Raw genomic sequence first — 25474 nt, forward strand, 5'->3', positions numbered from 1 at the left:
TTATTTTTCGAATGCAAAAATACGCCTATTTCCTGAAAAACTTGGTACTAAATATAGTGGAGTTGCCCACATTGTCCGTAACCGTAACTATGAGGTCGCATTCCGTGTCGTTGGTTATATTGTCCTCAAAATTATAGGTAATGGTGTTTGTCTTTGGTTCGTATTCCATCAAAATCCATTTTCCGTTCAATGTGGCGGAATAACTATCTATTCCACTAAGGTCATCGGAAATAAGTAGACTCAAGTAATTGTAGTTGCTGAGCCATTGCTTTTCCTTGAAGTTCTTTGGTCTAATGGTAGGAGGAATACTGTCCTTGACAAGGGTGTATGTGCCCAAAGTCCGCGTTCGGGTGGTGAAAGAACCGTCTCTCTTGTAGGTTTTTGAATAAGATGGTCTCTTTTTGCTGTCCAGATGGGCAATGAACATTTGTTTTCGTTCTTCCTTGGTATATTTTGATGGGTCGAAACTGATCGTGAAATTTCGGTGTGCCGCAACGCTGTTGTTGTGTATGGTAATGGTGTCGGTTCCTTTTTGAAGGTCGATATAGAAATCTTCATAAAACGTGCTAGCGGGAAAAAATACTTTTGCAGCGCCCAAATCAAAGTTATTGGGCTTATTGGCTATCAAGAAATTATCTGTAGGGTCATTTTTCTTGGCAATTTTCTCCTCTTGCATTTTGCCTTCCACGGGAATTATGAGTTTGGTAGTGTTACCGGCCAGATCAGAAATAAGGATTTCCACAGTATAGGACAGACCTTCGATAATCTCAATTTTACCATCATTATAAAGGGACTTGTAAATACTTAAATGGTTATAGGGCTCTTTAAAGCACTTTTGAATGCGCTGTCTGTGGTTATAAAAGTGGGCGTAATCGATTAAAGTGTTGATGTACCGTGTTTCGCCGAACGAGAAAGTGTCAAAGTCGAATTCAGAATAAACCTTGCCGTTTACGGTTTGTTTTACGGCATATACGCCATTTTTATTGGCGGCCATATCCAAACGGTCAAAGCTATTGATGCCGAACCCGATTGTACCGACCGCCGTTACCTTATCGGCCAAAAAAGACCCGTCTGCTTGTTTTTTATAATTCAATTGAATTTTTTCTGCACTCTGATTTACCAATGCACCCTTGGCCAGTGGGTATGCAAAAAGTCCCAGCAAAGTCGGGTCTGTGGCATCCCTTACTTCGTAACCATAGAGCAGGGGATTGGTAGGTTTTCCGTTTACACTGTTTCGAATCTCAAAATGTAGATGGGGCCCTGCGGACCCTCCCGTGTTACCGGAAAATGCGATAATATCTCCTTTCGCTACTTTTAACTCTCCATAATCGGGGAACATTTCAACCTCGAAAGACTGCTTTTGGTACTGCACTTTTTTTACGTACTTCTCTATTTCTGGCCCAAATTTTTGAAGGTGGGCATAAACAGACATATGTCCATTGGGATGCGCAACGTACAGTGCCTTACCGTAGCCCCAATGCGAGATTTTGATGCGGGTTACCGTGCCATCTTCGATAGCGTAAACCGGGAGGCCTTCCCTTTGTTGGGTCTTAAGGTCCATACCGGAGTGGAAATGGTTGGAACGTAGTTCACCAAAGGTGCCGGAAAGTACCAAGGGGATGTCCAATGGGGAACGAAATGTGTTTTGCGGATATTTTTCTTGTGCAGCTAGATAAATTGCAAATAAAAAGAAGGCTAAAAATAGTGTTCTACGCATAAAAGATCAGTAATTCTATTACGAAAGTAACCAATGTTTTGTTTTAAGAAAAGATTTAACGCAACAGCTCTAAAGCTTTGGTAAACGGAACAAGAATAAATGTAAAAAGTATTGCGAGGTTGTCCTAGGTTGGTTAACTTTGTGTAATACGTATTGTTGTTTGCATATATGAGCGAACTTGTTGAGATTGTGGATTCTTTGGAGAACAAGGTGAGCAAACTGCTGCACAAAATGGAGCTGTTGCACCAATTGAACGCTAATTTAAAGCTTGAATTGGAACATCTAAAGGATGAAAACAAACTCAAGGACGACGCTCTGAACCAATGGGAGGAGAAGTACGATTCCCTTAAAATGGCAAACACGATGCTGGGTAGTAATACGAGTAAAACAGAAGCTAAGCTCAAGATAAATACATTGATTCGCGAACTTGATGTTTGCATAGCCAAACTAGCGGATTGATTAGTTACAGAAATATGAACGAGAAGCTCAAAATAAAGCTTTCCATTGCCGATAGGGTATATCCATTGACCATAGACCCCAAGCAAGAAGAAGGATTGCGGAAGGCGGCCAAGAACATTGAAAACCTGGCCAAAAAGTTTGAGCAAAATTATGCAGTTCGGGACAAGCAAGATGTATTGGCCATGTGTGCCCTACAATTTGCATCCAAAATTGAGCAGAGTGGGATAGATCGTTCTGAAAATGCGGAAGCAGCCATGCAAAGGCTCAGGGCATTGGATGAACTGGTACATTCCAAACTGGGAGAATAAGTTCTTTTAAATAAAATAATGTTACTGCCCACATAGGTAATATTTTTTGACAAACTCAACACTATTATAATTCAAAAGGGTGAGTTTAGATTGTAAAAGCAGGCCCTACTTGCATAGGGATCCTTGATCAGTCTGTTAGCCCTAAACCTGTAATTTGGAGTTTGTACAAAACTTCAGCCTATGTGGGCTTTTTTTTTAACTAAACACAAACAAACATGGATAATATCGTAGTAATTGCTGTCGCAGCTGTTGTAGGGCTTGCCATTGGCTTTTCAATTGCAAAGATAATGGAGAAAGGCAAAGCGTCCAAGACCATTGCAGGGGCAAAAAAGGAAGCTGCCGATATCATAAAAGAAGCAAAGAAAGAAGGAGAGGGCATAAAAAAGGACAAAATTTTCCAGGCAAAGGAAAAATTTTTGGAACTGAAGGCCGAACATGAAAAAGTTATAATCAATAAGGACAAGAAAATTGCCGAGGCCGAAAAGAGAACTAGGGACAAAGAGTCCCAAGTGAGCAGTGAGTTGGCCAAAAATAAAAAGTTGAACGACCAACTTCAGGGCAAAATACAAGAAGTATCCCACAAGAGTGAAATTCTTGATAAAAAGCAGGCCGAAGTCGAAAAACTACACAAGAGCCAAGTACAACAGTTGGAAGTGATATCCGGGCTATCTGCAGAAGATGCTAAGGCCCAGTTATTGGAGTCATTAAAGGAAACCGCGAAGAGCGATGCCATGGCCTATCTTCAAAATACTATGGAAGAGGCCAAACTGACCGCACAGCAGGAGGCTCGAAAGATTGTAGTAAACACTATTCAACGAATCGGTACGGAGGAAGCAGTAGAAAATTGTGTGTCCGTGTTTAATTTGGAGTCCGACGATGTAAAAGGACGCATAATCGGTAGGGAAGGACGAAATATTCGTGCTTTGGAATCGGCGACCGGAGTGGAAATTATTGTGGACGATACTCCAGAAGCAATTATTTTATCCTGTTTTGATTCCGTTAGAAGGGAAGTGGCCCGTTTGTCCCTGCACAGATTGGTGACAGATGGACGAATTCACCCAGCACGTATAGAAGAGGTTGTGAAAAAAACCGAAAAGCAAATTAATGAAGAGATTGCTGAAATAGGGAAACGTACCGTAATAGATTTGGGTATCCATGGCCTTCATCCAGAACTGATCAAAGCGGTAGGACGTATGAAGTATAGATCTTCGTACGGTCAAAACTTGTTACAGCACTCCAGAGAAGTTGCCAAGCTCTGTGGGGTAATGGCCGCCGAACTTGGCCTAAACCCTAAATTGGCGAAAAGGGCCGGACTTTTGCACGATATAGGTAAAGTACCAATGGCCGAAGTGGAGGTGGAGACCCCTCACGCGATCTTAGGTATGCAATGGGCACAGAAATATGGTGAAAAAGAGGAAGTATGCAACGCTATCGGAGCTCACCACGACGAAGTTGAAATGACTACTTTAATATCTCCCATTGTTCAAGTTTGTGATGCGATCAGTGGTGCCCGACCAGGTGCAAGGAGACAGGTTTTGGACTCGTACATACAGCGACTAAAGGATTTGGAAGATATCGCCTTCGGCTTTCATGGGGTGCAAAAAGCATATGCCATACAAGCTGGTAGGGAACTTCGTGTAATCGTGGAAAGTGAGAAAGTGAACGACGATAAAGCCGCCGAGCTATCTTTCGAAATCTCACAAAAAATACAGACCGATATGACCTATCCGGGTCAAGTTAAGGTAACCGTGATCAGGGAAACCAGATCGGTAAACGTTGCCAAATAAGATTAACTGACAATTATCATACTTTTCAACCTCGTATTGGGGTAACTTGATTACATATAATTAAAACAATTGAAAAGATGAAAATTGGTGTGCCCGTTTCTCAAATAATGACCAAGAACCTGGTCACATTGAGCACCAAAGATGATTTGGTGACCGCTGAACGACTTTTTAAAAAACATAACATAAGACATATTCCTGTTGTGGATGGTGAAAATATAAAGGGCATGCTGAGCCTTACCGACTTAATGCGGATCAGTTTTGCCGACGCCATTGATGAACATGAGGAAGTGGTGGATACCATTGTGTACAATATGTTTACTATTCCTCAGGTAATGGTAAGCAATTTGGTGAGCGTAGACCCCAATGCGACCATTAAGGAAGTCGCACAGATATTGGCAAATAGGGAATTCCATGCATTGCCCGTAGTGGAGGGCGATAAACTAAAAGGAATTGTGACGACCACCGACTTGATCCAGTACTTTTTAAGGGGATTGGATTAAAAGTGATCAAAAGTTTTGTGGATGGAATTGAGTAAGGGTCAATCCCTTACTCTTCCTCACCGCCATCGGATTCTTCCTCCGCTTCGGATTCTTTGTTGAGTTTGTGTTCCAGGATATTAAGATTCTTCATTTTTTCCTTCCAAGTCTGGAGTGCATCTTTTTGTTTGTTCAATTTTTGAACGACCTCCTTCACCAAGGGGTTGTCCTCAGAATCACCAGAGAAAAATTGAAGATTGTTCTCCAATTGTCGTATTTCCGATTTGACTTCGTCTATTTTACGTTTCACAAAAACACGCTCGTTGCCAATGGCATGGTTATCTTCAGTTTTTGCAAGTTCTTGAACCTTGTTCCCATATTTAAGTAATTCGGATTCTTGTTTGCCAATGCCCAATTTCTTGAAGAGGGCATCGATTATTTTATTGAACTTGCTGTTGATGTGTTTCTTGTTGTATGGAATTCGGCCATATTGTTTCCATTCGGTCAAAAATGCCTTTAGATCTTCTAAATCCTTCTTTTTATCACCACTTAACTGGAATGCCTTAAGGCGGTCCAAACATGCGCTCTTCTTTTTAAAGTTCTCGAATTCCGCATTGTGTTCATCATTCTTTTCGGCGTGTAAACGATCAAAGTAATGATTACAGGCATCCTTAAACTCTTTCCAGATTTTATCGGAATACTTTCTGGGCACATGGCCTATTTTCTTCCAATCGCGCTGGATACGTTTCATTTGCGGGGTAACCTCCGCCCAATCATCACTATCTTTTAAAGAAATCGCCAAATCCAACAATTCTTTTTTCTTTTCCAGATTTACTTGCTGCTCTTTTTTCTGGTTCTTGTAAAAAGCATTTTTGTTCCTATTGAATTTGCGAACGGTTTCCTTAAAATAGCTCCAAGTTTCTTCGTTCACCTTTTGAGGGACCCTGCCAGCTTTAAAGAACGCGTCGCGTAAGGCCTCCACCTCTTTGATCTGTTGTTGGATTCCTCGATGGTTGTTCGCTACATTCTCAGCTATTTGAGCAATGGAAGCGATTATTTCGTGCTTTTTTTCTAGGTTTTTTTCATAGACTTTCTCCAGTTCTTGGAAATGTTCCTGCCTACGTTGGTGCATGGCTTTGGTGGCGTTGCTGAACTTTTCCCAAATTTCCTCCCTATGCTCTTTGGCCACCGGGCCAACATCTTCTTTCCAGATTTTGTGAAGTGTCTGCAATTCCCTGAACGCTTTGTTCAAATCCGGTTCGGCGACCAAAGCTTCGGCGCGTTCTACCAATTTTTGTTTTTCCTCAAGATTGTGTTTAAAGTCAAGATCACGTAGCTCACGGTTGAGGTGCAAAAAATCGTAAAAGATCTCCATATGGTGGTGATACGTTCGCCAAACATCGTTGTAGTTGGCACGTGGCACCGGCCCTGCATTTTTCCAGCGGTTTTGTAGGTCTTTAAAGTTATTGTAGGTCGTATTGATATCTTCTTCGATATCTATTAATCCCTTTAGTTCCTCAATGATGTTCAAACGCTTGTTAAGGTTGTCCTTCAGGGATTGGTCTAAATTTTTATAGTATTGATCGCGTTTTTCCCGGTAGTCGGAATATACTTCGTTGAATTGCCTTTTGGCAACAGAGTTGTACCTAAAATCAATTTCGTTGCCACCCTTGGCTATGAACTCTTCTTTCTTTTCATCCAGAAACTCCTGAAACTTTTGATCAAATTCATATTTAATGGAACTTACATGCTTGTGGATGGCCTGTACTTTTTCATTTTTTACCAAGCGTTGTAATTCGCCCACCAAATTTTCCATGGACATGGAGTGGTAGTCCAACATGGGAATGGTGTGCCGCTTTTCGTTTTCCGTATCTTCGGCATCCTCCGCATTGGATTCATCGATTTCATCTAAATGTTCATTGGAATCGTCCGTTTTGTCATCTTCGGTGGCCTGTTGGGATTCGTTATCCGGTTGTTCCTTGGCTTCACTTTCAGATGTAACTTCCCCGGTCGTTTTTGGTTCGGCTTGTGCGCTTTCTTCCAATTGACCTTTGTTGTTTTCGGACGTTTCCTCTATTCCACCTTCAGCATGCTGAAGTTTACCATCGTTTTCCTGCATTAGTAGCGTATTTAGCTGTTGATTGATGAAAATTATAGCCAATTTAACAACTTAATCGTCTAATCCCAAAAGTATTGATTCTTCTTTTAGTGAATTTCAGGAATCTGTGGTTGGCAGTGAACTGTATATTGATGAATGTTTCTTAGGCATTGTTCCAGATTTCCCAAGCTTTTTCAGCTTGCCCTTCCAACATTTTTAATCCATTGCAAATGGTGGCCCCTTGCGATTCTCCCTTGGATAAAAAAGCTGTTTTCTCCGGATTATAGATAAGGTCGTACAGCAAATGTCCGGCCCCGATGTGCTTATAGGGCAGTTTTGGTTTGTCTTCGATATCGGGGTAAGTGCCCAGCGGTGTACAATTGATTATAAGCTGATTATCTTTTATAACCTGTTCATTTAGCTCCTCGTAAGTATATTGATTTTGCTTTTTGTGCCGGGACACAAAAGTGTTGGCAATACCAAGCTCGTTCAAAACAAAGCGTATAGCTTTGGATGCGCCACCTGTTCCCAAGATCAATGCATTTTTATGGTGCGGTCTAAGATAAGGCTCGAGCGATTTTTGAAAGCCATAGGCGTCCGTATTGAAACCTTTTAGTCCGCTGGGGGAAAATTGAATAGTGTTCACGGCACCTATTTTTTCGGCTTTTGGGTCCAATTCATCCAAAAATGGGATAACAGCTTGTTTATAAGGAATGGTAACATTTAGACCTGTAAGGTGATCTTGGGCCAATACGCTACTGAACTCATCAATGTCCTGGAGGTCAAAGTTTTCGTAACTATGGTCTAAAAGCCCTAGTTCTTCGAATTTTTTTGCAAAATATCCTTCAGAAAAAGAATAGGATATATTTTTACCTAGCAGCCCGAATCTTTTCATTTTTCTCTCTGTTTTTGCCATACCAATCCAGTAGTAATAATACCAAAACACCCAATATTATAAAAAGTATGGCCCACCATGTTTCCGGAGAGCCTATCCGTGGTAAAAAGCGTTCGTAGTTCAAAATTATTTTATCTCCATTGGAGTCCAGTAAGGGCGTGCCTGTTCCGTTCAATTTAAAAATGGTTCTTTTCCATGGCCAAAGCACGCCCAAAGAGCCGGTTATAAAGCCGAGCAATACAGCAGTCGTGGTGGCCTTAAAATGTTTGAGGACATAACTGAGCAAATGCGAAAAAGTTACCAAACCCGCGGCTGAGCCCAGGGTGAAAACACCTAAGATCTTTAAGATCTTTATACGTTCTGGATTTTTTACAAAGCTAAAATCTCCCGAGAAAACCTCCGCAAAAGTATCATAGAGTGCATTCACGGAATCGACCAAAAGCAGCACATAATTGCCCAATAATATTAAGATAAAAGAACCGGATAGCCCGGGCAGGGTCATTCCGGAAACACTTATAATTCCGCAGATAAAGATAAATGCCAAATTATCGTTCTCTTTTGCCGGACTTAAAAAACTGATGGACAACCCGATGACCAAACCTATGGTTCCGGCTATTATGGTCCGTTTGTTCCATGGGGCAAAATCTTTACCTATATAGTAAATGGAACCGATTACCATTCCAAAAAATGTGGCCCAAACAAAGAGTTCGTTGTGGTCCAAGAGGTAATCCAAAACTCTGGAAACACTAAAATAACTGACCAGCATTCCGAATATCAGTAAACCTAAAAACCTTGCATTGGTATATTGGAAAAAGCTTTTGAACCTTCCATTAAAGAAAAGTTTGAGCGCTTTTGAATTTAGTTTTTGAAGGGAATAGATAAATTCCTCATAAAAACCGGCGACAAAAGCGACAATGCCTCCAGAAACCCCTGGGACCTTGTTGGCAGCACCCATGCAGAGACCTTTTACGACCAAGAAAAAGTTATCCAGAAATGTTCTAGGTTGATGCATTTGCCCCATCCGTTTTTACTTACTTTTTAGAAGCTGATCTTTCTAAGATAAAAATAAGCGAAAAACCTAGTACGGCCAGAATAATGGCAAGCATTAATTTATTGTCACCTTCAAAAGTTCCCGGAAGCACATTTACATCATCTACAACAATGATCTTTTCTCCAAAGGTTTTGGTCTCCAATACTTTTTTCCAGGGCCAAATTTTATTTAGGGAGCCCAAAATAAAACCGGTCAATAAGGCCAGTGTTATGTTTTTGTAGTGGTTGAACATCCATTTGAGCAAGCGTGCAAAGCTCAAAAGCCCAAAAATTGCCCCAACGCCCACGGTTAGTATTATTTTGATGTCCCTTTCGTGGACTGCGTCCAAAATGGTCTTGTAGGAGCCCAAGAGCACTAGAATAAAGGCTCCGGAAATCCCGGGCAAAATCATGGCGCAAATGGCCAATGCCCCAGATAGGAAAAGAAATGGGAGGCTCTCCACATTGTTGTTTACGGGCAATTCTGTGATAAAATAGGCTAATACCGAACCAGCAATAAAAACGAGTATGGATCCCAGGTTCCATTTGGTAATTTCTTTGGCCACCATAAAAATGGATGCGACCACCAGGCCAAAGAAAAACGACCAGAGCAAGATCGGTTCGTTCTCCAAGAGCCAGCTTAGGAATTTTGCTAAAGAGAGTACACTAATAAAGATCCCAAGAAAAAGTGACGCGAGAAAATTTCCGTTGATTTTGTTCCAGACTGCCTTTGCCCCATCTTTACGGAACAAGGGTACAAGAGAAAGGTTTATATTGTTTATGGAAGTGATGAGTTCTTCATAAATCCCGGAAATAAAGGCAATGGTTCCTCCGGAAACTCCCGGGACCACATCTGCGGCACCCATGGCCATTCCTTTAAGCATTATAAATACGTAGTCCAGTATACGACGTGCTTGCATATTATTGATTAATATACGGGCTACTTGGTTGTCTTCTTTATTTTGGAAACCAATGCTTTCACCCAATCTACTTCAATGAATTCTGGGAATTCCTTCTCAAACTGCCGCAATTTACCAATATCAATTTTCATAGCCTTGGATAAGATGATTTTTGCTTCGCCCAAGTCGTTGTTTTTTAAATGAAGTCCCGCTAACTTATAAGTTAGCTCTGAGTTGTCCGGGTAAAATTCCAAACCTTGGATCAGTACTTGGATGGCCGAGTTGTAATCCCCGATTTTACTGAGCACCTCTGCCCAGTTTTTCCAAGTAAGTAACTCATAATTTCCCAGTTCTACAGCTTGTTTGTAGGCAAAATCGGCTTCGTCAAAATTATTCATGGCGAAATAAATCTTGGCGGCCTTTTTCCAGTACTTTGGATTTTCACCATCTATATTTATTGCTTTGTTTATGTAGTGCAGTGCCTTTACGTAGTTTTTTTGGCCAAAATGGAAATCGGTAATGGCCAACCATCCCTTGTCCAATAAAGGGTCTTCGTGTACGGTGTGATAATAGTAATATTTGGCCAAATCAAAATTGCCCAATTTTTCATGGCATTTTCCCAAGCGTAAAAACGCATACGAGGTTGGGTCATCCATGGAAATGGTGGACTCGTAATTTTCGATCGCTTCGTTGTACCTGCCCAACTTTTCCAACACTTTGCCTTTTTCAAAATATGCGCCAATGAAGGAATCGTCCGAGATAACGGCAAAGTCAAAAGCGGTAAGGGCTTCCAAGTATAAATTTTTGGCCAAGTACATTTTTCCGAGTTGGTGCCAGGCGACTTCACAATAGGGATTGCGATCCAAATAATCGTTCAAATAATAAATACAACCATCAAAATCTTCTAAGAATTCAAAACAATACACAACATTGTACAGGGACGAGTAATCTTGGTCGTCTATTTCTACACAGCGCATAAAGCTAAGTTTAGCCTGCTCGTAATTATCCATAAATAGATACTCCATTCCCAATAGGGAATGTATATCGAAGGAGTGCTCCGTAATGTGCAGTGCTTCAAGCAAGAGGTTTACAGCCTCTTGGTGCTTGTCTTGCTTGGACCTGATATTGGCCCGTTGGATGTAAATTTCCTCGTTGGCCACATTAATGGTCTGGATTTCGTCCAGAAGGGTTTCAGCGGCCTCGAACTTATCCTCAAAGGCCAATACTTCCACTCTTAAAAGTTTAAGTTCCATGGAATTGGGATGCTGTTCCAGCCCGATTTGGATGGCCTTCTTTCCCAAAGCAATCTTGCCATTGTTTAAGTAATGATGAATAATTTCCTCAAAGTCCTCCGCATCAAAGAAATAGACGTCATCCGTCTTGAGCATGGACTCAAATTTGTGTATGGATTTGTCTGGATATTCGTTAGATTCTAACGCCATAGGAACGTTTTTGGTTGAACTATGGACTTAAAATTAACCTTTTGTGGTTCTGTTCAAGTCCGATTTTGGGGTATGTTATCAACAAATTAGTTAACAGTATTGGGTCGGTAGCTATTTAAAATACTGATAATATGGTCGCAACCTTCTTCGATTTCTTTCATGGAAATGGTGAGCGGAGGCGATATTCTCACAGCTTTTGGCTCAAATAATAGCCAGAAGAGTATCAAACCTTTTTTGGCCGCTTCAAGAATTAGATAATCGGTAACATCCTTGTTTTGCATAATGGGGGCGAGCATAAGGCCCTTCCCCCGAATTTCTTTGATCAAAGGGTGCTTTAATAATTTACGGAACAGTTTTTCTTTGGCCAATGTTTGATGGATAAGGTCCGTTTCGGTAATTTCTTTTAAGGTGGCCAAACTGGCGGCGGCAATTACTGGATTGCCCCCAAAAGTGGTAATATGCCCCAACTTTGGATTGTCTTTAAGGTCTGCCATGATCTGTTTGGAGGCTACAAAGGCGCCAACGGGAAGACCCGATGCCATTCCTTTGCCGATGACCAAGATGTCCGGAGTACAATTGTAATGCTCAAAAGCGAACAATTTACCGGTTCGACCAAACCCGGGCTGTATTTCGTCCAATATAAGTAATGCCCCAACCTTATTACAGCGGGCCCTTACTTTTTCTAAATAATCATTTTTCGGTACTATAAATCCTGCTCCTCCTTGAATGGTCTCCAATGCCACTGCGGCAGTTTTTTCTGTAATTTTGCTTAGATCTTCTTCATTGTTAAAATGAACAAACCTTATATCCGGAATCAAAGGTCGGAACGGACTTTTTCGTTCTTCGAGCCCCATTAGGCTTAAACTGCCCATGGTATTCCCGTGATAGGCATTTTTGGCCGCAATTATTTCTGAACGACCGGTGTGCCTGCGTGCCAATTTTAGGGCTCCTTCCATAGCTTCTGTACCCGAGTTGACCAGATAAGTGGTGTTCAAATTACTTGGAAGGAGGGAAGAGAGCAGCTTGGAGAATTCCACGGCTGGTTTTTGTACATATTCGCCGTACACCATAACATGCATGTATTCGTCCAGTTGTGCCTTTATGGCACCAACCACTTTGGGGTGGCAATGCCCCAAACTACAGGCCGATACGCCTGCTACAAAATCCAAATGGGCATTGCCATCGGTATCGTAAACATAGCTCCCTTTGGCATGCGAAACTTCCAAGGCCAATGGATGCGGTGTGGTTTGGGCTTGGTATGTAAAGAAATCTTTTTTAGACATTATGGGGTTTGCGCTTTCTTTTTTAGCGTGGGCTGTTTGGGTTTTACCGCCTTGGTGTTGGGGGCGGTAATGGGGTCGTTCTCGTTGTTTTGCCTTTCGTTTTCTTCGGCATCGATATCAATGGGATTTTCTATGCCCCGGATCTTTACCAATTCGATATTGTTATCGTCCTCATCAAAAATTTCCTCTTTGGACATGATTCGTTCATCGCCACGCCAAACAAAGCCTTTTAGTTTACGGCTCTCTACTGGCAAATCGGTCTCGGGGAATATATCCCCATCTGGATTTACAAAGAAGGTGATGTCCTCGATATCGTTATCGGCCATTAGGAGCCTAATTTTACTGCAAATCGTCTTGTCTATTCCAATCAGCTCTTCATCGTCGTTGTAGACATAATAGATTACCTCGGTATTTTGGACCAGGTCGATTATTTTAAGTTCGTTTTCTATGAACTTGCCGTACAGATTTTTTCCTTTGGCCTGATTGTAACCCGTTCCACTTATAGTATCCAGCGAAATAATGAAAGCGTTTTCGATCACCTTTAGGGAATCCAGTTTATCGGTCTCCATGTCGGATATCAAATGGATGCTATCTCCGGTAATCTGGTTGTCCACATTCCATAAAATGGGGTCGGTGATCAGTTCGGTAATTCCTGTTCTTTCATCAAAATGGATGGAATCCGACTTACCGCTCAAATCGGTTTTGTAAAACTTGGCATTTCTGAATGCCCTGATGATGCGCTCTTCCTCTTTGCCGGTTACCATTAAGGTGTCGCCATGCATGTAAAGTGAATCTTTTTGTACCAGATTGATGGAAACTGCCCTTTTGGTGGCAAAAACGGAATCCTTTGCTTTGTGCACTTCGGCATAGTGTGCTTTGATCACCCCATTGTTGATAGTGTCCGTGATCTTGATATTGTTGGTGGCCGAGGCAAATTCGGTAGCCTTATCAAAATAAATGCTGTCCCCCTCGATGATCTTGTTGTCGTAATCGATTCGGGTGTTCTTTATGCCGTAGCCCTGTTCAATTTTGGTGTCGTAGAAACCGCGCTCACAATAGATTTTATATTCCTCTCCCGTAATGGTGGAAGGCCCATACATATAGGCATTTTTGGAGGTGGTGTAGTAGTCCAGTTGCTCCGAATCGATAATGTAATCCGGATTGTCTATGTGCACCTTGCGCTGGAACTGGTATTTTTTGGGTGTCATAAAATACGTGCCGATTATGCTCGTGAGCACATTGGCGGAATCTATAACCTTGCCTCCGGCATTGTAGTATGCTTTCTGTTTTTCCCTATCAAAATAAAGGGTATCCGTGGTCAACGTCATTTGGCCATTGGTAAGGTCTACTTTCTCCCAAGCTTTGGCCAGTTTGGTGTTGCCATCATAATCCATTTTGCCACTGTTCATTTCTATGGAATCCCCTTGTTGCAATCGAATATTTCCAATGGCTTTTAATCGATTCTCTTCCGCATAAAATATGGCAATATCACACCAAAGGTCGGAACCTTGGTGTTCAAACTGTACTTGTCGCTCATCATCCTTGCTAAAAATCGATGCACCTGGAAACTGGGCCTCATCTTTGGTAAAGTTGGCCCCGTAAACAATGTTTATTTGTCTTCCTTCCTTGGGTTGGTTTTGTTGTGCGAAAACACCAAAAGTCAGAAGCGATAAAATGAAAAATAAAATACTTTTCAAATGCGTTTAATTTTGGTCAAAAGTAGGATTTTTAGCTGAAGTGGCACAAATCGTTTAGAAAGCTTTGGCAATTCACCACAAGCTGAACGTCACATCTTGTTGGTCTGAAGATTTGAACCATGGCATAAAAGAAGGTGTTAAGGAAAATCCGAAGGAGGCTAATATAGACCATGAAACAACTTAAATACTTCTGAAAAATAAAATCATCCAAGATTTCAGCAATACTTTAAGCTTATGTGCCAAAATCCTGAATGATCCTAAAATGGTCTTTGAGTGCCAAAGCCAGATATCCGTTGGGAACAAAGGGCCCAACGGCAATTCTGTGAGCTGGGGTCTATTTGTTTAAAAATGCGGAGTACATCCAAACCAATTTCTCCTGTTCTCTAATGTAATCGCTCATCAATGCCCCTGTGCCTTCGTCGTTGGATTCACCGGCCATTTCCAAAAGTTCTCTTTCCAATGGAAGCAATACTTTGTATCCATCCAATATGGCCTGAACGGCGTCTTTTCCACCGGATACATTTTTGGAGGCCTTTATCTTGGAGATTCCCGAATAATCTTCATAATTGTGCAGGGGTGTAAACCCTAAGGTCAAGATTCTTTCGGCTATTTCATCGATTTTCTCCAAAGAGTCGTTGTACAGATCTTCGAATTTTGCATGTAGTTCAAAGAATTTTTCGCCCTTGATGTTCCAATGGAAACCACGTGCGTTCATGTAAAATATCTGATAGTTTGCCAACAGTTCGTTCAGCTTGTCGGATAGCTCTTTGGAAGCTCTGTTGTCCAGTCCTATTTGATTTAATTTATCTGTCATAACTTCTTATTTTTATTTGGTACAAAGTTACGGATTTTGCCAAGTATCATCTGTGATTTAAGTCACATAGGCTACTCGTTTTCTTTTAGTAAACTAATGGCAAAGCCTCCCCCTTCGGCAAGTTTTATGTTGAGGATTGAATTTTTATTTACTTCTATATTCTCTATGTCGATTGCAGTAGGGTCGGTCCTAAAATTTGCACTTTCGGCATCCTTATAAATAATGGCTTTGTAACTACTGGTCTCGTCCAAAAAATCAAAATCAACAGTTAGTTCCCTAGCGTTTTCATCCGTAATACCGCCAACAAACCAATTTCCGGTTCCATGTTCTTTGCGTGCAATGGTAACGTAGTCACCAACTTCTCCATTTAGCACTTCTGTTCGGTCCCAATCTACCCCGACGTCCCTAATAAATTGGAACGCTGGTTGATTTTCATAATTTTCGGGCAGATCGCATGCCATTTGCACGGGACTGTAGATTACCACATAAAGAGCCAACTGTTGGGCAATGGTGGTGCTGACCCTGTTATTTTCTTTTGTAGGGAGTTCAATATCAAAAACACCGGGTGTAAAATCTATAGGTCCTGCCAACATTCGTGTAAAAGCAACAATGGGCAAATGTTCTGCAGGGTTGCCACCATCGGCAGACCAGGCATTAAATTCTTGGCCTCTTAATCCTTCCCTGGAAATGGCATTTGGGTATGTTCTTCGTATTCCTGTTGCTTTTATAGGTTCGTGGGCATTTATGGCTATGTTGTATTTGGCCGCTGTTTCCAATACTTTTCTATAATGATTAACCATCCATTGTCCGTGGTGGTACTCGCCTTTTGGAATTATTTTCCCTACATAGCCGGTTTTTACGGAATGTATGCCCAATTGGTTCATTAACTGATAGGCAGTGTCCAACTGCTGCTCATAGGTTCGGGGCGCTGCCGAAGTTTCGTGGTGCATTATCAATTCCACTCCATTTTCTTTGGCGTATTTGTTAAGTCCCTCCAGATCATAATCGGGGTAGGGCGTTACAAAATCGAAGACCCCTTCGCGGTCTTCAAAACCTATCCAATGCTCCCATCCTGTATTCCAGCCTTCCACCAATATACCTTTAATGTTGTTTTTTGCAGCAAAGTCGATGTAGCGTTTTGTATTTTCGGTTGTTGCGCCATGTTTCCCGGTAGGTTTGGCATCTTCCGTAAATGTGTTCATGTCTTGCGAGCCTGCATAGTCCCAGGTGGATTTGCCCAGGTGCATCTCCCACCAGATACCGACGTATTTTTTTGGTTCGAACCAATCTACACTGCCCAATTTATTGGGTTCGTTGAGATTAACGATCAATTTGGATTCGATAAGTTCCGTGGCCTTGTCCGCAATTTGAACTGTTCGCCAAGGTGTTTTAAAGGGAAGCGCCCTTTTTACTTTGTGGCCGAGTCGATCGGAACCTACCAGCTCACTGGTCAATAGTAAAGATGTATTGTCCACTTTTAAGGTCATGCCGGCATAATTGGTCAGGTTGGCTTCGTGGAAACTCAGGTGCAGTCCATCTTTGTTTCGCAGGGTTACTGGTGTATTTACCGCATTTTCTGGAATATAGGTCTGTGCAAGGTCAGGGTGGTTTCTTTTGGAAATGGCATCTATCTCAGAAACCAGAGAGGTGTTATAACGGTGTTCGTAGATATCCCAATCCCCTGGAATCCACCATGCCGTATAGTCCTCTGTGAGCTGAAATTGGGTGTTTTCGTCCATTATTGCCACGCTGTCCACGCCTTGTTGTGGTAAAAACTCATACCGGAAACCTACACCATCATCATAAGCCCTAAAATAGATGTTGAATTTACGGTTTGGGGCTTGGGTCTCTTCGAGCTCAACTTTGAGTTCGTTGTATTGGTTCACAACCTCTTTTTGCTCCCCCCAGGGCATTTCCCAAGTCTCATCTACCGTGGTTGTGGTTGAATTGATAATGCCCAGATTTCCGTTCAAGGATTTTTGATTTTTGAAATCAAAACCAATCAAAGAGGAATCGATAACAGTTTTGTTGTTATGATTCACCACATACAATGGATTGCCGTTCTCCGATAGAAAAAACTCTATGGAGTTGGTTCCTTTTGGAGATGCAACGGAAAGTGATTTTGGCTCTTTCTTTTGGCAGGAAACAAGACTTGCCAGTACTAATAGCAGGGTCAATATTTTGTTCATGGTAATGATATTTAGTCAATTGCATTTGAGTAGGAGTATGATGTCCGTGATGGAACAACCGGACTATTAAATTACTCAAAAATGAACAAAAAACCGAGTCTTACCTATGAATAGTTTGAAGCCTGTCCGGACCTACGGATACTATTTTAATGGGTACGTTCAACTGCTCTTCCAAGAACCCGATATATTCGTTCAGGGTATTAGGTATATCCTCTGCCTTGGACAATTTGGTAAGGTCCTGGGACCATCCTTTCAATTCCGTGTACACAGGAGTAACGTACTCTTTCTCTATGTTGTAGGGCAAATGCTGTATTTGCTCTCCTTTATAGGAGTAGGCCGTACATACTTTAATGGATTCAAAGCCACTAAGAACGTCTGCTTTCATCATCATTAGTTCTGTTACACCATTAATTTGAACAGCATATTTTAGGGCTACCAGATCTAACCATCCACAACGACGTGGTCTTCCTGTTGTTGCGCCGAATTCGTTGCCTATTTTGGCCATTTTGGCACCGTCCTCATCAAAAAGTTCAGTAGGGAACGGGCCGCTTCCCACACGGGTGGTGTAGGCTTTAAAAATTCCCAAAACACGCTTAATGTTGTTTGGGGCAACACCTAATCCTGTGCACGCTCCGGCGGCGGTAGTATTCGAGGATGTTACAAAAGGGTAGGTTCCAAAATCGATGTCCAAGAGGGAGCCTTGAGCACCTTCGGCCAAAATCTTTTTGCCTTCGGCCTGCGCTTTGAAAATGTATTCCTCGCTATCTATAAAGGTCAATTTTTTCAATGTTTCAACACCTTCACAGAATTCTGCCTCCAATTCTTCCAGATTATACTGGATATCTACATCGTAAAAATCGATCATGGCCTCGTGCTTGTCGGCAAGGGCACGGTATTTTGTTTTCCAATCATCGAACTCCAAATCGCCAACACGCATTCCATTACGGCCTGTTTTGTCCATGTAGGTAGGACCAATACCCTTTAAAGTGGAACCGATTTTTGCTTTTCCTTTGGATGCTTCGGAAGCGGCATCCAACAAACGATGGGTTGGAAGAATCAGGTGTGCTTTTCGAGAAATGAACAGTTTGGACTCGATATCGATATTGAATTTTTCGAGATTGTCCAGTTCTTTTTTAAAGATAACGGGGTCTATGACGACTCCGTTCCCCACTATATTGATCGCATTTTTATGAAAAATCCCAGAGGGAATCGTATGCAAAACGTGCTTAATACCATCAAACTCCAAGGTGTGGCCTGCATTGGGCCCTCCTTGAAAACGGGCTATAATATCGTATTCCTTGGTAAGTACATCAACAATTTTTCCTTTTCCTTCGTCTCCCCATTGGAGTCCAAGCAATAAATCTACCATGTAATATGTGGGTTATTCGGTTAGGTTTTCTTCTTTGTTTCGAGTTCCGTAGAAATATAAGGAGTGATTATTGATTTTAATGTCAAAAACCTCCTCAATGGTTTTTTTGATGGATTGGATACGTGGGTCACAGAACTCCACTACCTCTCCTGTATCGGTTAGGATAACATGATCGTGCTGACGATCAAAATAAGACTTTTCGTATTGTGCCTGGTTTTTGCCGAATTGGTGCTTGCGAACCAGTTTGCTCTCCAACAAAAGTTCTATGGTGTTGTACAATGTGGCCCGGCTTACCCTATAGTTTTTTGTCTTCATTTTGATGTAAAGGGATTCTACGTCAAAATGGTCGTCGCTTTCATAAATTTCCTGTAAAATGGCGTAGCGCTCAGGAGTTTTGCGGTGTCCTTTCTCCTCTAGGAACGAGGTGAACACATTTTTTACAATTTCCTGATTTTTGTTGTTTCCCATGGCTTTCTGCATAGCTAATGCACAAAGGTACAGTTAAAAATTAAATTCTTGTTACTTTATCTATTCCTTCAACTTGCTTTAAACGGTTCATCAGTCGTTTAAGGATATTATTGTTTTTGACCACGAGCGTTATCTTTCCTTTAAAGGTGCCTCCGTCCGCACTAAAGTTGAGGTTTCGCATGTTTACATGCATGTTTTCCGATATGATCTTGGTAATATCCTGTACCAATCCCATGTTGTCGATACCGGTTATTTGAATATCCACAGAAAACTCTTCTTGGGAAGAATCTATCCACTTGGCACTTATAATTCTGTAGGCATAATTGGATTGTAGCGATATGGCGTTCGGGCAATTCTTTTTGTGTACTTTAATGCCATCGTTAACACTTACAAATCCAAACACCTCATCTCCGGGAATTGGATTGCAGCATTGCGAGAGTTTATAGTTGAGCCTTTCCTCTTCCTTGCCGAATACTAGTAGGTCGTATTTGGTGGTGATCTCGTTTTTATCTACATCTTTTGGTGTAGGGGTTCTTCGGATTTTGTTTTTGAAGAAATTGATAAATGCATTATGGTAGGATGATGAAAAATCCTTGAGCTTTTCGTTGTCGATAACACCGATACCGACACGATAGAAAAGGTCCAAGCTTGTTTTTAGCTTGAAAAAGGTCACCAATTTGTTGACGGTGTCCTCGTTCAGGTTTATTTTTTGGGCCTTTAACTTTCGTCGCAATATTTCCTTTCCTTCTGCCGCGACCTCTTTTTTCTCTTCGCTCAACGACGATTTAATTTTGGAGCGAGCTCTTGCTGTTTGCGCATAATCCAACCAACTTTGAGTAGGTTTGGCACTTTCCGAGGTAATGATCTCCACTTGATCACCGCTCCTGAGTTTTGTGCCCAACGGGACCAGCTTTCCGTTTACACGGGCTCCACGGGTCTTTAATCCTACTTCGGTATGGATGTTAAACGCAAAGTCAAGGGCGGTGGCACCTTTGGGCATCGATTTTAAATCTCCTTTGGGTGTAAAAACAAAAATTTCCTTGGCATAAAGGTTCAGTTTAAATTCCTCGACAAAGTCGACAGCATTGCCATTGGCATTTTCAAGTGCTTCCTGTAGTTTGTTTAGCCATTCTTCTATGCCTTGTTCCTTTTGGTTGCCGTGTTTGTACTTAAAGTGCGCAGCATAGCCTTTTTCTGCAATTTCGTGCATACGCTCACTACGAATCTGAACTTCTACCCATTTTCCTTTTGGCCCCATTACCGTTATATGCAGAGCTTCGTACCCTGTGGATTTGGGAGAGGTGATCCAATCCCTAAGTCGAATCGGGTTTGGGGTAAAGTGATCGGTAACTATGGAGTAGATTTTCCAAGCCAGGAATTTTTCGTTCTTGCGATCGGATTTGTAGATGATCCGAATTGCGAACTTATCGTAGACTTCATCAAAAGTTACATTTTGAGTCTTCATCTTTTTACGGATGGAGAAAATGGATTTCATTCTACCTTTGATGTAGTAATTAAGACCTTCTTTGTCCAGCGATGTCCGGATAACATTGGCAAAGTCTTCGATATAGGCCAAGCTTTCCTCTTCGGTGTCCTCTATTTTTGCTTGGATATCGTTGTAAACCTCTGGCTCTGTATACTTTAAAGAGAGGTCCTCAAGATGGGTTTTAATATTGTAAAGCCCAATTCTGTGCGCCAGGGGCGCATAAATATATAGTGTTTCGGAAGCAATCTTTACCTGTTTGTGTTCCGGCATGGAATCCATGGTGAGCATGTTGTGGTACCGGTCCGCGATTTTGATAATGATTACACGGACATCGTCATGAAGCGTCAACAGCATTTTTCTAAAGTTCTCTGCTTGTTGACTTATGTCCTTATCTTTTTTTAAGTGGGCGATCTTGGTGAGCCCGTCCACGATCCGCGCCACTGTCTCGCCGAACATACGCTCAATATCGTCCAGTGTATAGGCCGTGTCCTCTACAACATCGTGCAGTAGGGCAGAGGCGATGGAAACAGCATCCAGACCAATTTCCGAAGCTACAATTTTGGCAACGGCAATAGGGTGAAAAATATAGGCCTCACCGGATTTTCGTCGTTGATCCTTATGGGCATCTACGGCCACATCGAATGCAGATCGAATCAATTTCTTGTCCTCGTCCGTCAGTGTTTGGTAGCTAATGCGAAGTAATTCTTTGTACTGCTTCGCAATTTGCTTGTTTTCTTTTTCAATCGCAGCCTCTGTCATAGTATATTAAATTTACTACAATCTTAAATTTTAAACAACAAAATCTATGCCTTTAGGTTTCGGATACGTTCAATTAAAGGTGGATGTGAGTAGTGGACAAAAACGTAGGCCGGATGTGGGGTGAGGTTGCTCAGACTTTTTTTGGACAACTTTTTTAAAGATGAGATCAATGGGGATGCGGCAAATGTACGTTTTGCAAAATTATCTGCTTGGAATTCGAATCTCCTCGATAAATAGTTCATGATCAACCCGGTTATTTCGGAAATAGGGCTATATAATAAGGCAAACCCGACCAAAGCGGCATGAAAACTTGGTGTGGATACGCCAATGGCCAAGGATATTTCTGGATGGTTGATGAACAACGATAGGATAAAAAGCGTAACACCTGTAGTGAATAACGATGCAAAAAGATTTGCAATAATATGTTTTCGTTTGTAATGGCCAACCTCATGGGCCAGGACTGCCACTATTTCATCCTCGTTCAAATCGTTGATCAAGGTGTCGAACAGGGTAATGCGCTTTTCTTTTCCAAATCCCGAAAAATAGGCATTTGCTTTTGTGGAACGTTTGGAGCCATCTATTACAAATATATTTTGAAGCTCAAAACCCACCTTTTTTGCATAATCCTCAATGGATTTTTTTAGACTGCCCTCTTCAAGTGGGGTCTGTTTGTTGAACAGTGGTACGATCAACCGGCTGTAGAACAGATTAATGAACAAAATAAAGACCCCGACAGCTACCCACATAAAGATCCAAAAATTTCGGCCTGTAGATATGTAGAAAAGTATAAATAATGCCAGCATACCTCCTCCCAGAACCAAAGTGAGCAGAGTCCCTTTTATTTTATCTGACAAAAAAGTGGATTTAGTGGTTTTGTTAAAGCCATATTCCCCTTCGATCACAAAAGTTTTGTAATACGAAAAAGGGAGTCCCAAAAGTGCGCTACCGAACATTATAATTCCAAAAAACAGCAATGCCATGGGAATGGTATCTTCGGTAATGGAACGGGTCAATCGATCTACCCATTCAAATCCACCAAGGACTAAAAAATATACGGTCAGTACAAGGGAAAAGCCATCGGAGATAAGACCAAATTTGTAGTTGGCCCGTTTATATTGTTGTGATTTTCGATACTCGGTTTCGTCAAAGACATCGGCCAGTTCGGGAGGTAATGTGGACTGGAAACGCTTGGCATTCAGATATTCCAGGAACTGGTGTGCCAGATATTGGGTTACTAGAATCGCAAGGATCGCATAAAAGAGTGTATTTTTTTCCATAGCTTAAAATCCGCGCTGGCGCTTCGCTTCAAATATAAGTATTGCAGCGGATACCGAAACATTCATGGAGTCTATTTCCCCTTGCATCGGAATAATTATGTTTTGGTCGGAATTTTGGAGCCATGTATCGGTGAGTCCAGTGGCCTCCGTACCCATAACTAGGGCAGAGGCTCCTGTAAAATCACAATCCACATAATTTTTGGAAGCGGTCAATGCGGCACAATAAATTTTGATTTGGTTGGTCTGTAAAAAAGAAATGATCTGGTCCGTTGTACCCATGCCAATTTGATTGGTAAAAAGGCAACCAACACTGGATCGGATTATGTTCGGACCATATAGGTCGGATTTGGGGTTTGCTATTAAAACGGCATCTACAGCAGCGGCGTCGGCCGTGCGTAAAAGTGCGCCAATGTTTCCAGGTTTTTCTGGAGCTTCGGCCACGAGAACCAAAGGTGTGTTGTTCGTAAAGGTAATGTTCTGCAATGCATGGTCCTTTACACTCATCAGGGCGATTACACCCTCGGTGGTACCACGGTGCGCAATTTTAGCGTAGACATTTTCGGATATTTCTATAATTTCCGGGCAAGCGTCCTTGGTGAGCGTATCAATAGAAGGGTTGTTCAAAATTTCAGGACAAAAAAGAAGGGTCTGCATGGTATAACCGCCCTTTAGGGCCAACGCTATTTCCCTTTGCCCTTCAACGATAAAAAGCCCGCTCTTTTTTCGTTCACGGGATTTTTCTTTGAGCTGCATAATTCTTTTCACCAAAGAATTTTGGGTGCTGCTTATGAGTTTAACTTCCATAGATCGGTAAAAATAGATATTCCTGTAATTATAATAAGAGGTTTTCGACCAACTAGCTTAATTATAAACTGTAAACCATGAACAAATTAACCATCCTATTACTTTTACTGGCTCTATCTGCCTGTAAACAAAGCACAAAAACCAAAGAGATCCAAACACCGGTAAAGCAAGTGGTCTCAGAACACGAAGCAAATTACCCAGAGGCCCTAGCAAAGGTTTTCGATGCGCATGGAGGACTAGAGCAGTGGAAAGCGCAACGTACATTGTCTTTTGTTCTTCCGAAACCAGAGCGACCAGAAACGCATACAGTAGATTTATGGACAAGAATGGATCGAATCGATACCGATGTTGTGACCATGGGCTTTGACGGAGAGCAAGCATGGTTGTTGGATAGCGATGAAAACTACAAGGGAGATGTAGGCTTCTATCATAATTTAATGTTCTATTTCTATGCGATGCCCTTTGTTTTGGCAGATGATGGTATCATGTATTCGGAAACCAAGGATTTGCAATATGGGGGCAAAAGTTATCCTGGGGTTAAGATCGGGTATAAGAATGGAGTTGGTGCCTCATCTAAAGATGAGTATTTTATCCATTTTGATGCGAACACACATAAAATGACCTGGTTGGGCTATACGGTGACCTATCGTTCTGGGGAGAGCTCCGATAATGTGAGATGGATAAATTATAACGATTGGCAATCCGTAAACGGTTTGCAATTGCCCAGGACAATTACCTGGTATAAACATGAGGGAGATACTATTTTAGAGCCTGCAAGTACCGTAAGTTTTGAGGAAGTTACATTAAGTGAGCAAGTAAAGCCTGCATCATTTTACTTCAAACCGGATGAAGGCCAATATGTGGATGTAAAATTAAATTAAAAAAAAGGCGCTCATTTGAGCGCCTTTTTTATTTGGTTTATTGTCCTGTTTTTTCCCTATCGTATTTTTCCATATATCTTTTCCATAATTCAGTTTGGTGTGTTTCCAAGGAAACGTCCCTACCATCAATATATGCTTTGGAAAGTTTATTGGTGCGCATGTCCAACGCATCCCCTTCGGAAATGAACAAAGTGGCGCTCTTGCCTTCCTCTAAGGTCCCGTACCTGTCATCGATCCCTAAGATCTTAGCTGTGTTGCCTGTAATCAATTGAAGTGCTGTTTCTTTGTCCAGGCCTTGCGCTACGGTTTGACCTGCATAAAATGCAAGATTCCTGGTTTGGAAATTGGCCGCGTCCTCATTTTGTAATCCCACCAGCAGTCCTGCATCCAGCAATAGTTTTGGCAATTTGTACGTGATATCGTAATCGTCGTCATCAAAATTGGGCAGGGAGTGGGTACGACCTACAAGCACAGGAATGTTGTGTGATTTTAACAGGTCGGCAATTTTATTGGCTCGGTATCCGCCAATGATCACCACATTCTTAACCCCCATGTCCTTGGACAACAAAACGGCATCTGTAATCTCCTTTTCACCATCGGCATGTATGTAAAGGCGTTGAGACCCATCAAATAGTCCTTGCATGGCTGCAAACGGTAGGTTTTTCTCTTTTCCGCCTGCTTTGCCATAAGCAATGGAGTTAAGAAAGAACATTTTTATGTCCTCCATCTCCTTGCCATACTCTTTATTGGGGATAAACCCTCTTTCTTCGCCCATCCACCATCGGCCTCTTCTAAAAAAGTTCGGCCAGTTCAAATGGATTCCATCATCTGTTTTAATGGAGGCGTCCTCCCAGTTCCATGCATCGAACTGAACAATGCTTGAGGTGCCGGAGATGGTCCCTCCCTGAGGGGTGACTTGTCCGATCAATACACCGTTGGGACGCATACTTTCCACTACTTGAGATTCTGCATTATAGGCAATTATGCTCCGTACATGCGGAATCATTTCACCTATTTCATCTTGATCATCACTGGCCCTAACGGCATCGACCTCTACCAGTCCGAGTGATTTGGACGGAGCGATAAAGCCAGGGTATACGTGTTTGCCTTCGGCATTGATCATGGTGCCTATCGTGGGAACCATAAGATCGGCACCAATGGCGGTGATTTTACCATCTTTGAAAACTATGGTGCAGTTTTCAATAACCTCTCCGTTGCCAATATGGGCCGTAGCACCGATTATGGCTATTTGTTCGGATTGAGGAGGAGCTGGGGTTTGCTGAGCGTTTAGCGACACTCCAAAAACAATTGCTATGATTAAAAATATTTTTTTCATG

At 41.9% G+C, this 25474-nt stretch carries 21 protein-coding genes and 1 other RNA gene; 6 read left to right on the forward strand and 16 right to left on the reverse strand.

Annotation, left to right across the window (positions count from 1 at the left end):
• Positions 1-25 precede the first annotated feature (25 nt).
• Positions 26-1717: a M23 family metallopeptidase gene (locus MJO53_RS11790; RefSeq protein ID WP_252079211.1), complete on the reverse strand. Its 1692-nt coding sequence runs from the start codon at positions 1715-1717 to the stop codon at positions 26-28.
• A gap of 168 nt (positions 1718-1885) precedes the next feature.
• Here MJO53_RS11790 and MJO53_RS11795 point away from each other — a divergent pair, with 168 nt between their 5' ends.
• The 5 genes from MJO53_RS11795 (at position 1886) to MJO53_RS11815 (ending at position 4771) form a co-directional block, all read left to right on the forward strand.
• Positions 1886-2176, forward strand: coding sequence for a hypothetical protein (locus MJO53_RS11795; protein ID WP_224835130.1), 291 nt, complete (start codon positions 1886-1888; stop codon positions 2174-2176).
• Between the two features lie 14 nt (positions 2177-2190).
• A complete protein-coding gene (locus MJO53_RS11800; protein ID WP_224835129.1) occupies positions 2191-2484 on the forward strand; it encodes a cell division protein ZapA in 294 nt (97 codons plus the stop codon).
• 53 nt (positions 2485-2537) lie between these two features.
• Positions 2538-2647, forward strand: a non-coding RNA gene (ssrS, locus tag MJO53_RS11805) — 6S RNA.
• A 52-nt stretch (positions 2648-2699) separates the two neighbouring features.
• Positions 2700-4271: a ribonuclease Y gene (gene rny / locus MJO53_RS11810; protein WP_252079212.1), complete on the forward strand. Its 1572-nt coding sequence runs from the start codon at positions 2700-2702 to the stop codon at positions 4269-4271.
• A gap of 77 nt (positions 4272-4348) precedes the next feature.
• A complete protein-coding gene (locus MJO53_RS11815; protein ID WP_224835127.1) occupies positions 4349-4771 on the forward strand; it encodes a CBS domain-containing protein in 423 nt (140 codons plus the stop codon).
• Between the two features lie 46 nt (positions 4772-4817).
• Here MJO53_RS11815 and MJO53_RS11820 read toward each other — a convergent pair whose 3' ends face one another.
• The 14 genes from MJO53_RS11820 to MJO53_RS11885 all read right to left on the reverse strand — a co-directional run bounded on the left by MJO53_RS11820 (position 4818) and on the right by MJO53_RS11885 (position 23256).
• A complete protein-coding gene (locus MJO53_RS11820; RefSeq protein ID WP_224835126.1) occupies positions 4818-6866 on the reverse strand; it encodes a DUF349 domain-containing protein in 2049 nt (682 codons plus the stop codon).
• A gap of 142 nt (positions 6867-7008) precedes the next feature.
• On the reverse strand, positions 7009-7740 hold the full coding sequence (locus tag MJO53_RS11825) for a shikimate dehydrogenase family protein (RefSeq protein WP_252079213.1): 732 nt from the start codon (positions 7738-7740) through the stop codon (positions 7009-7011).
• Complete coding sequence (locus MJO53_RS11830; RefSeq protein WP_252079214.1) at positions 7715-8752, reverse strand: DUF368 domain-containing protein; 1038 nt, start codon at positions 8750-8752, stop codon at positions 7715-7717. Before MJO53_RS11830 ends, MJO53_RS11825 begins: the two co-directional genes overlap by 26 nt.
• Positions 8753-8771: 19 nt before the next feature.
• Complete coding sequence (locus MJO53_RS11835) at positions 8772-9689, reverse strand: DUF368 domain-containing protein (RefSeq protein ID WP_252079215.1); 918 nt, start codon at positions 9687-9689, stop codon at positions 8772-8774.
• A 20-nt stretch (positions 9690-9709) separates the two neighbouring features.
• Positions 9710-11110 carry a tetratricopeptide repeat protein gene (locus tag MJO53_RS11840; RefSeq protein ID WP_252079216.1) on the reverse strand — a complete coding sequence of 467 codons (1401 nt, stop codon included), beginning with the start codon at positions 11108-11110 and terminating at the stop codon, positions 9710-9712.
• 86 nt (positions 11111-11196) lie between these two features.
• Entirely contained in the window at positions 11197-12393 is a 1197-nt protein-coding gene (locus tag MJO53_RS11845; RefSeq protein ID WP_252079217.1) for an aspartate aminotransferase family protein, read from the reverse strand.
• On the reverse strand, positions 12393-14090 hold the full coding sequence (locus tag MJO53_RS11850; protein ID WP_252079218.1) for an OstA-like protein: 1698 nt from the start codon (positions 14088-14090) through the stop codon (positions 12393-12395). The genes MJO53_RS11845 and MJO53_RS11850 overlap by 1 nt, the downstream gene beginning before the upstream one ends.
• A gap of 334 nt (positions 14091-14424) precedes the next feature.
• Entirely contained in the window at positions 14425-14904 is a 480-nt protein-coding gene (locus MJO53_RS11855) for a Dps family protein (protein ID WP_252079219.1), read from the reverse strand.
• Positions 14905-14975: 71 nt separating this feature from the next.
• A complete protein-coding gene (locus MJO53_RS11860) occupies positions 14976-17093 on the reverse strand; it encodes a glycoside hydrolase family 97 protein (RefSeq protein ID WP_252079220.1) in 2118 nt (705 codons plus the stop codon).
• Between the two features lie 100 nt (positions 17094-17193).
• Positions 17194-18462, reverse strand: coding sequence for an adenylosuccinate synthase (locus tag MJO53_RS11865; protein ID WP_252079221.1), 1269 nt, complete (start codon positions 18460-18462; stop codon positions 17194-17196).
• A 12-nt stretch (positions 18463-18474) separates the two neighbouring features.
• Positions 18475-18930, reverse strand: a complete 456-nt coding sequence (locus tag MJO53_RS11870) for a Fur family transcriptional regulator (protein WP_224835116.1) — start codon at positions 18928-18930, stop codon at positions 18475-18477.
• 40 nt (positions 18931-18970) lie between these two features.
• Positions 18971-21175: a RelA/SpoT family protein gene (locus MJO53_RS11875; protein WP_224835115.1), complete on the reverse strand. Its 2205-nt coding sequence runs from the start codon at positions 21173-21175 to the stop codon at positions 18971-18973.
• Between the two features lie 44 nt (positions 21176-21219).
• Positions 21220-22452, reverse strand: a complete 1233-nt coding sequence (locus MJO53_RS11880) for a M48 family metallopeptidase (protein ID WP_252079222.1) — start codon at positions 22450-22452, stop codon at positions 21220-21222.
• 3 nt (positions 22453-22455) lie between these two features.
• Positions 22456-23256, reverse strand: a complete 801-nt coding sequence (locus MJO53_RS11885; RefSeq protein WP_252079223.1) for a TrmH family RNA methyltransferase — start codon at positions 23254-23256, stop codon at positions 22456-22458.
• 77 nt (positions 23257-23333) lie between these two features.
• Between MJO53_RS11885 and MJO53_RS11890 the strand changes: the two genes are divergently transcribed.
• Complete coding sequence (locus MJO53_RS11890) at positions 23334-24137, forward strand: DUF6503 family protein (protein ID WP_252079224.1); 804 nt, start codon at positions 23334-23336, stop codon at positions 24135-24137.
• Positions 24138-24174: 37 nt separating this feature from the next.
• On the opposite strand, the gene MJO53_RS11895 is transcribed toward MJO53_RS11890, so the two are convergent.
• A complete protein-coding gene (locus MJO53_RS11895; protein ID WP_252079225.1) occupies positions 24175-25473 on the reverse strand; it encodes an amidohydrolase family protein in 1299 nt (432 codons plus the stop codon).
• Position 25474: the final 1 nt, after the last annotated feature.

Origin of the sequence: Flagellimonas marinaquae, from assembly GCF_023716465.1 — a bacterium.
Classification (GTDB): domain Bacteria; phylum Bacteroidota; class Bacteroidia; order Flavobacteriales; family Flavobacteriaceae; genus Flagellimonas; species Flagellimonas alginolytica.

Excerpts from the sequence above, each read along its gene's own strand:
- MJO53_RS11790 (WP_252079211.1), bottom strand. The coding sequence starts at position 1,717 with ATGCGTAGAACACTATTTTTAGCCTTCTTTTTATTTGCAATTTATCTA.
- MJO53_RS11795 (WP_224835130.1), top strand. The coding sequence starts at position 1,886 with ATGAGCGAACTTGTTGAGATTGTGGATTCTTTGGAGAACAAGGTGAGC.
- MJO53_RS11800 (WP_224835129.1), top strand. The coding sequence starts at position 2,191 with ATGAACGAGAAGCTCAAAATAAAGCTTTCCATTGCCGATAGGGTATAT.
- rny (WP_252079212.1), top strand. The coding sequence starts at position 2,700 with ATGGATAATATCGTAGTAATTGCTGTCGCAGCTGTTGTAGGGCTTGCC.
- MJO53_RS11815 (WP_224835127.1), top strand. The coding sequence starts at position 4,349 with ATGAAAATTGGTGTGCCCGTTTCTCAAATAATGACCAAGAACCTGGTC.
- MJO53_RS11820 (WP_224835126.1), bottom strand. The coding sequence starts at position 6,866 with ATGCAGGAAAACGATGGTAAACTTCAGCATGCTGAAGGTGGAATAGAG.
- MJO53_RS11825 (WP_252079213.1), bottom strand. The coding sequence starts at position 7,740 with ATGAAAAGATTCGGGCTGCTAGGTAAAAATATATCCTATTCTTTTTCT.
- MJO53_RS11830 (WP_252079214.1), bottom strand. The coding sequence starts at position 8,752 with ATGCATCAACCTAGAACATTTCTGGATAACTTTTTCTTGGTCGTAAAA.
- MJO53_RS11835 (WP_252079215.1), bottom strand. The coding sequence starts at position 9,689 with ATGCAAGCACGTCGTATACTGGACTACGTATTTATAATGCTTAAAGGA.
- MJO53_RS11840 (WP_252079216.1), bottom strand. The coding sequence starts at position 11,110 with ATGGCGTTAGAATCTAACGAATATCCAGACAAATCCATACACAAATTT.
- MJO53_RS11845 (WP_252079217.1), bottom strand. The coding sequence starts at position 12,393 with ATGTCTAAAAAAGATTTCTTTACATACCAAGCCCAAACCACACCGCAT.
- MJO53_RS11855 (WP_252079219.1), bottom strand. The coding sequence starts at position 14,904 with ATGACAGATAAATTAAATCAAATAGGACTGGACAACAGAGCTTCCAAA.
- MJO53_RS11860 (WP_252079220.1), bottom strand. The coding sequence starts at position 17,093 with ATGAACAAAATATTGACCCTGCTATTAGTACTGGCAAGTCTTGTTTCC.
- MJO53_RS11865 (WP_252079221.1), bottom strand. The coding sequence starts at position 18,462 with ATGGTAGATTTATTGCTTGGACTCCAATGGGGAGACGAAGGAAAAGGA.
- MJO53_RS11870 (WP_224835116.1), bottom strand. The coding sequence starts at position 18,930 with ATGGGAAACAACAAAAATCAGGAAATTGTAAAAAATGTGTTCACCTCG.
- MJO53_RS11875 (WP_224835115.1), bottom strand. The coding sequence starts at position 21,175 with ATGACAGAGGCTGCGATTGAAAAAGAAAACAAGCAAATTGCGAAGCAG.
- MJO53_RS11880 (WP_252079222.1), bottom strand. The coding sequence starts at position 22,452 with ATGGAAAAAAATACACTCTTTTATGCGATCCTTGCGATTCTAGTAACC.
- MJO53_RS11885 (WP_252079223.1), bottom strand. The coding sequence starts at position 23,256 with ATGGAAGTTAAACTCATAAGCAGCACCCAAAATTCTTTGGTGAAAAGA.
- MJO53_RS11890 (WP_252079224.1), top strand. The coding sequence starts at position 23,334 with ATGAACAAATTAACCATCCTATTACTTTTACTGGCTCTATCTGCCTGT.
- MJO53_RS11895 (WP_252079225.1), bottom strand. The coding sequence starts at position 25,473 with ATGAAAAAAATATTTTTAATCATAGCAATTGTTTTTGGAGTGTCGCTA.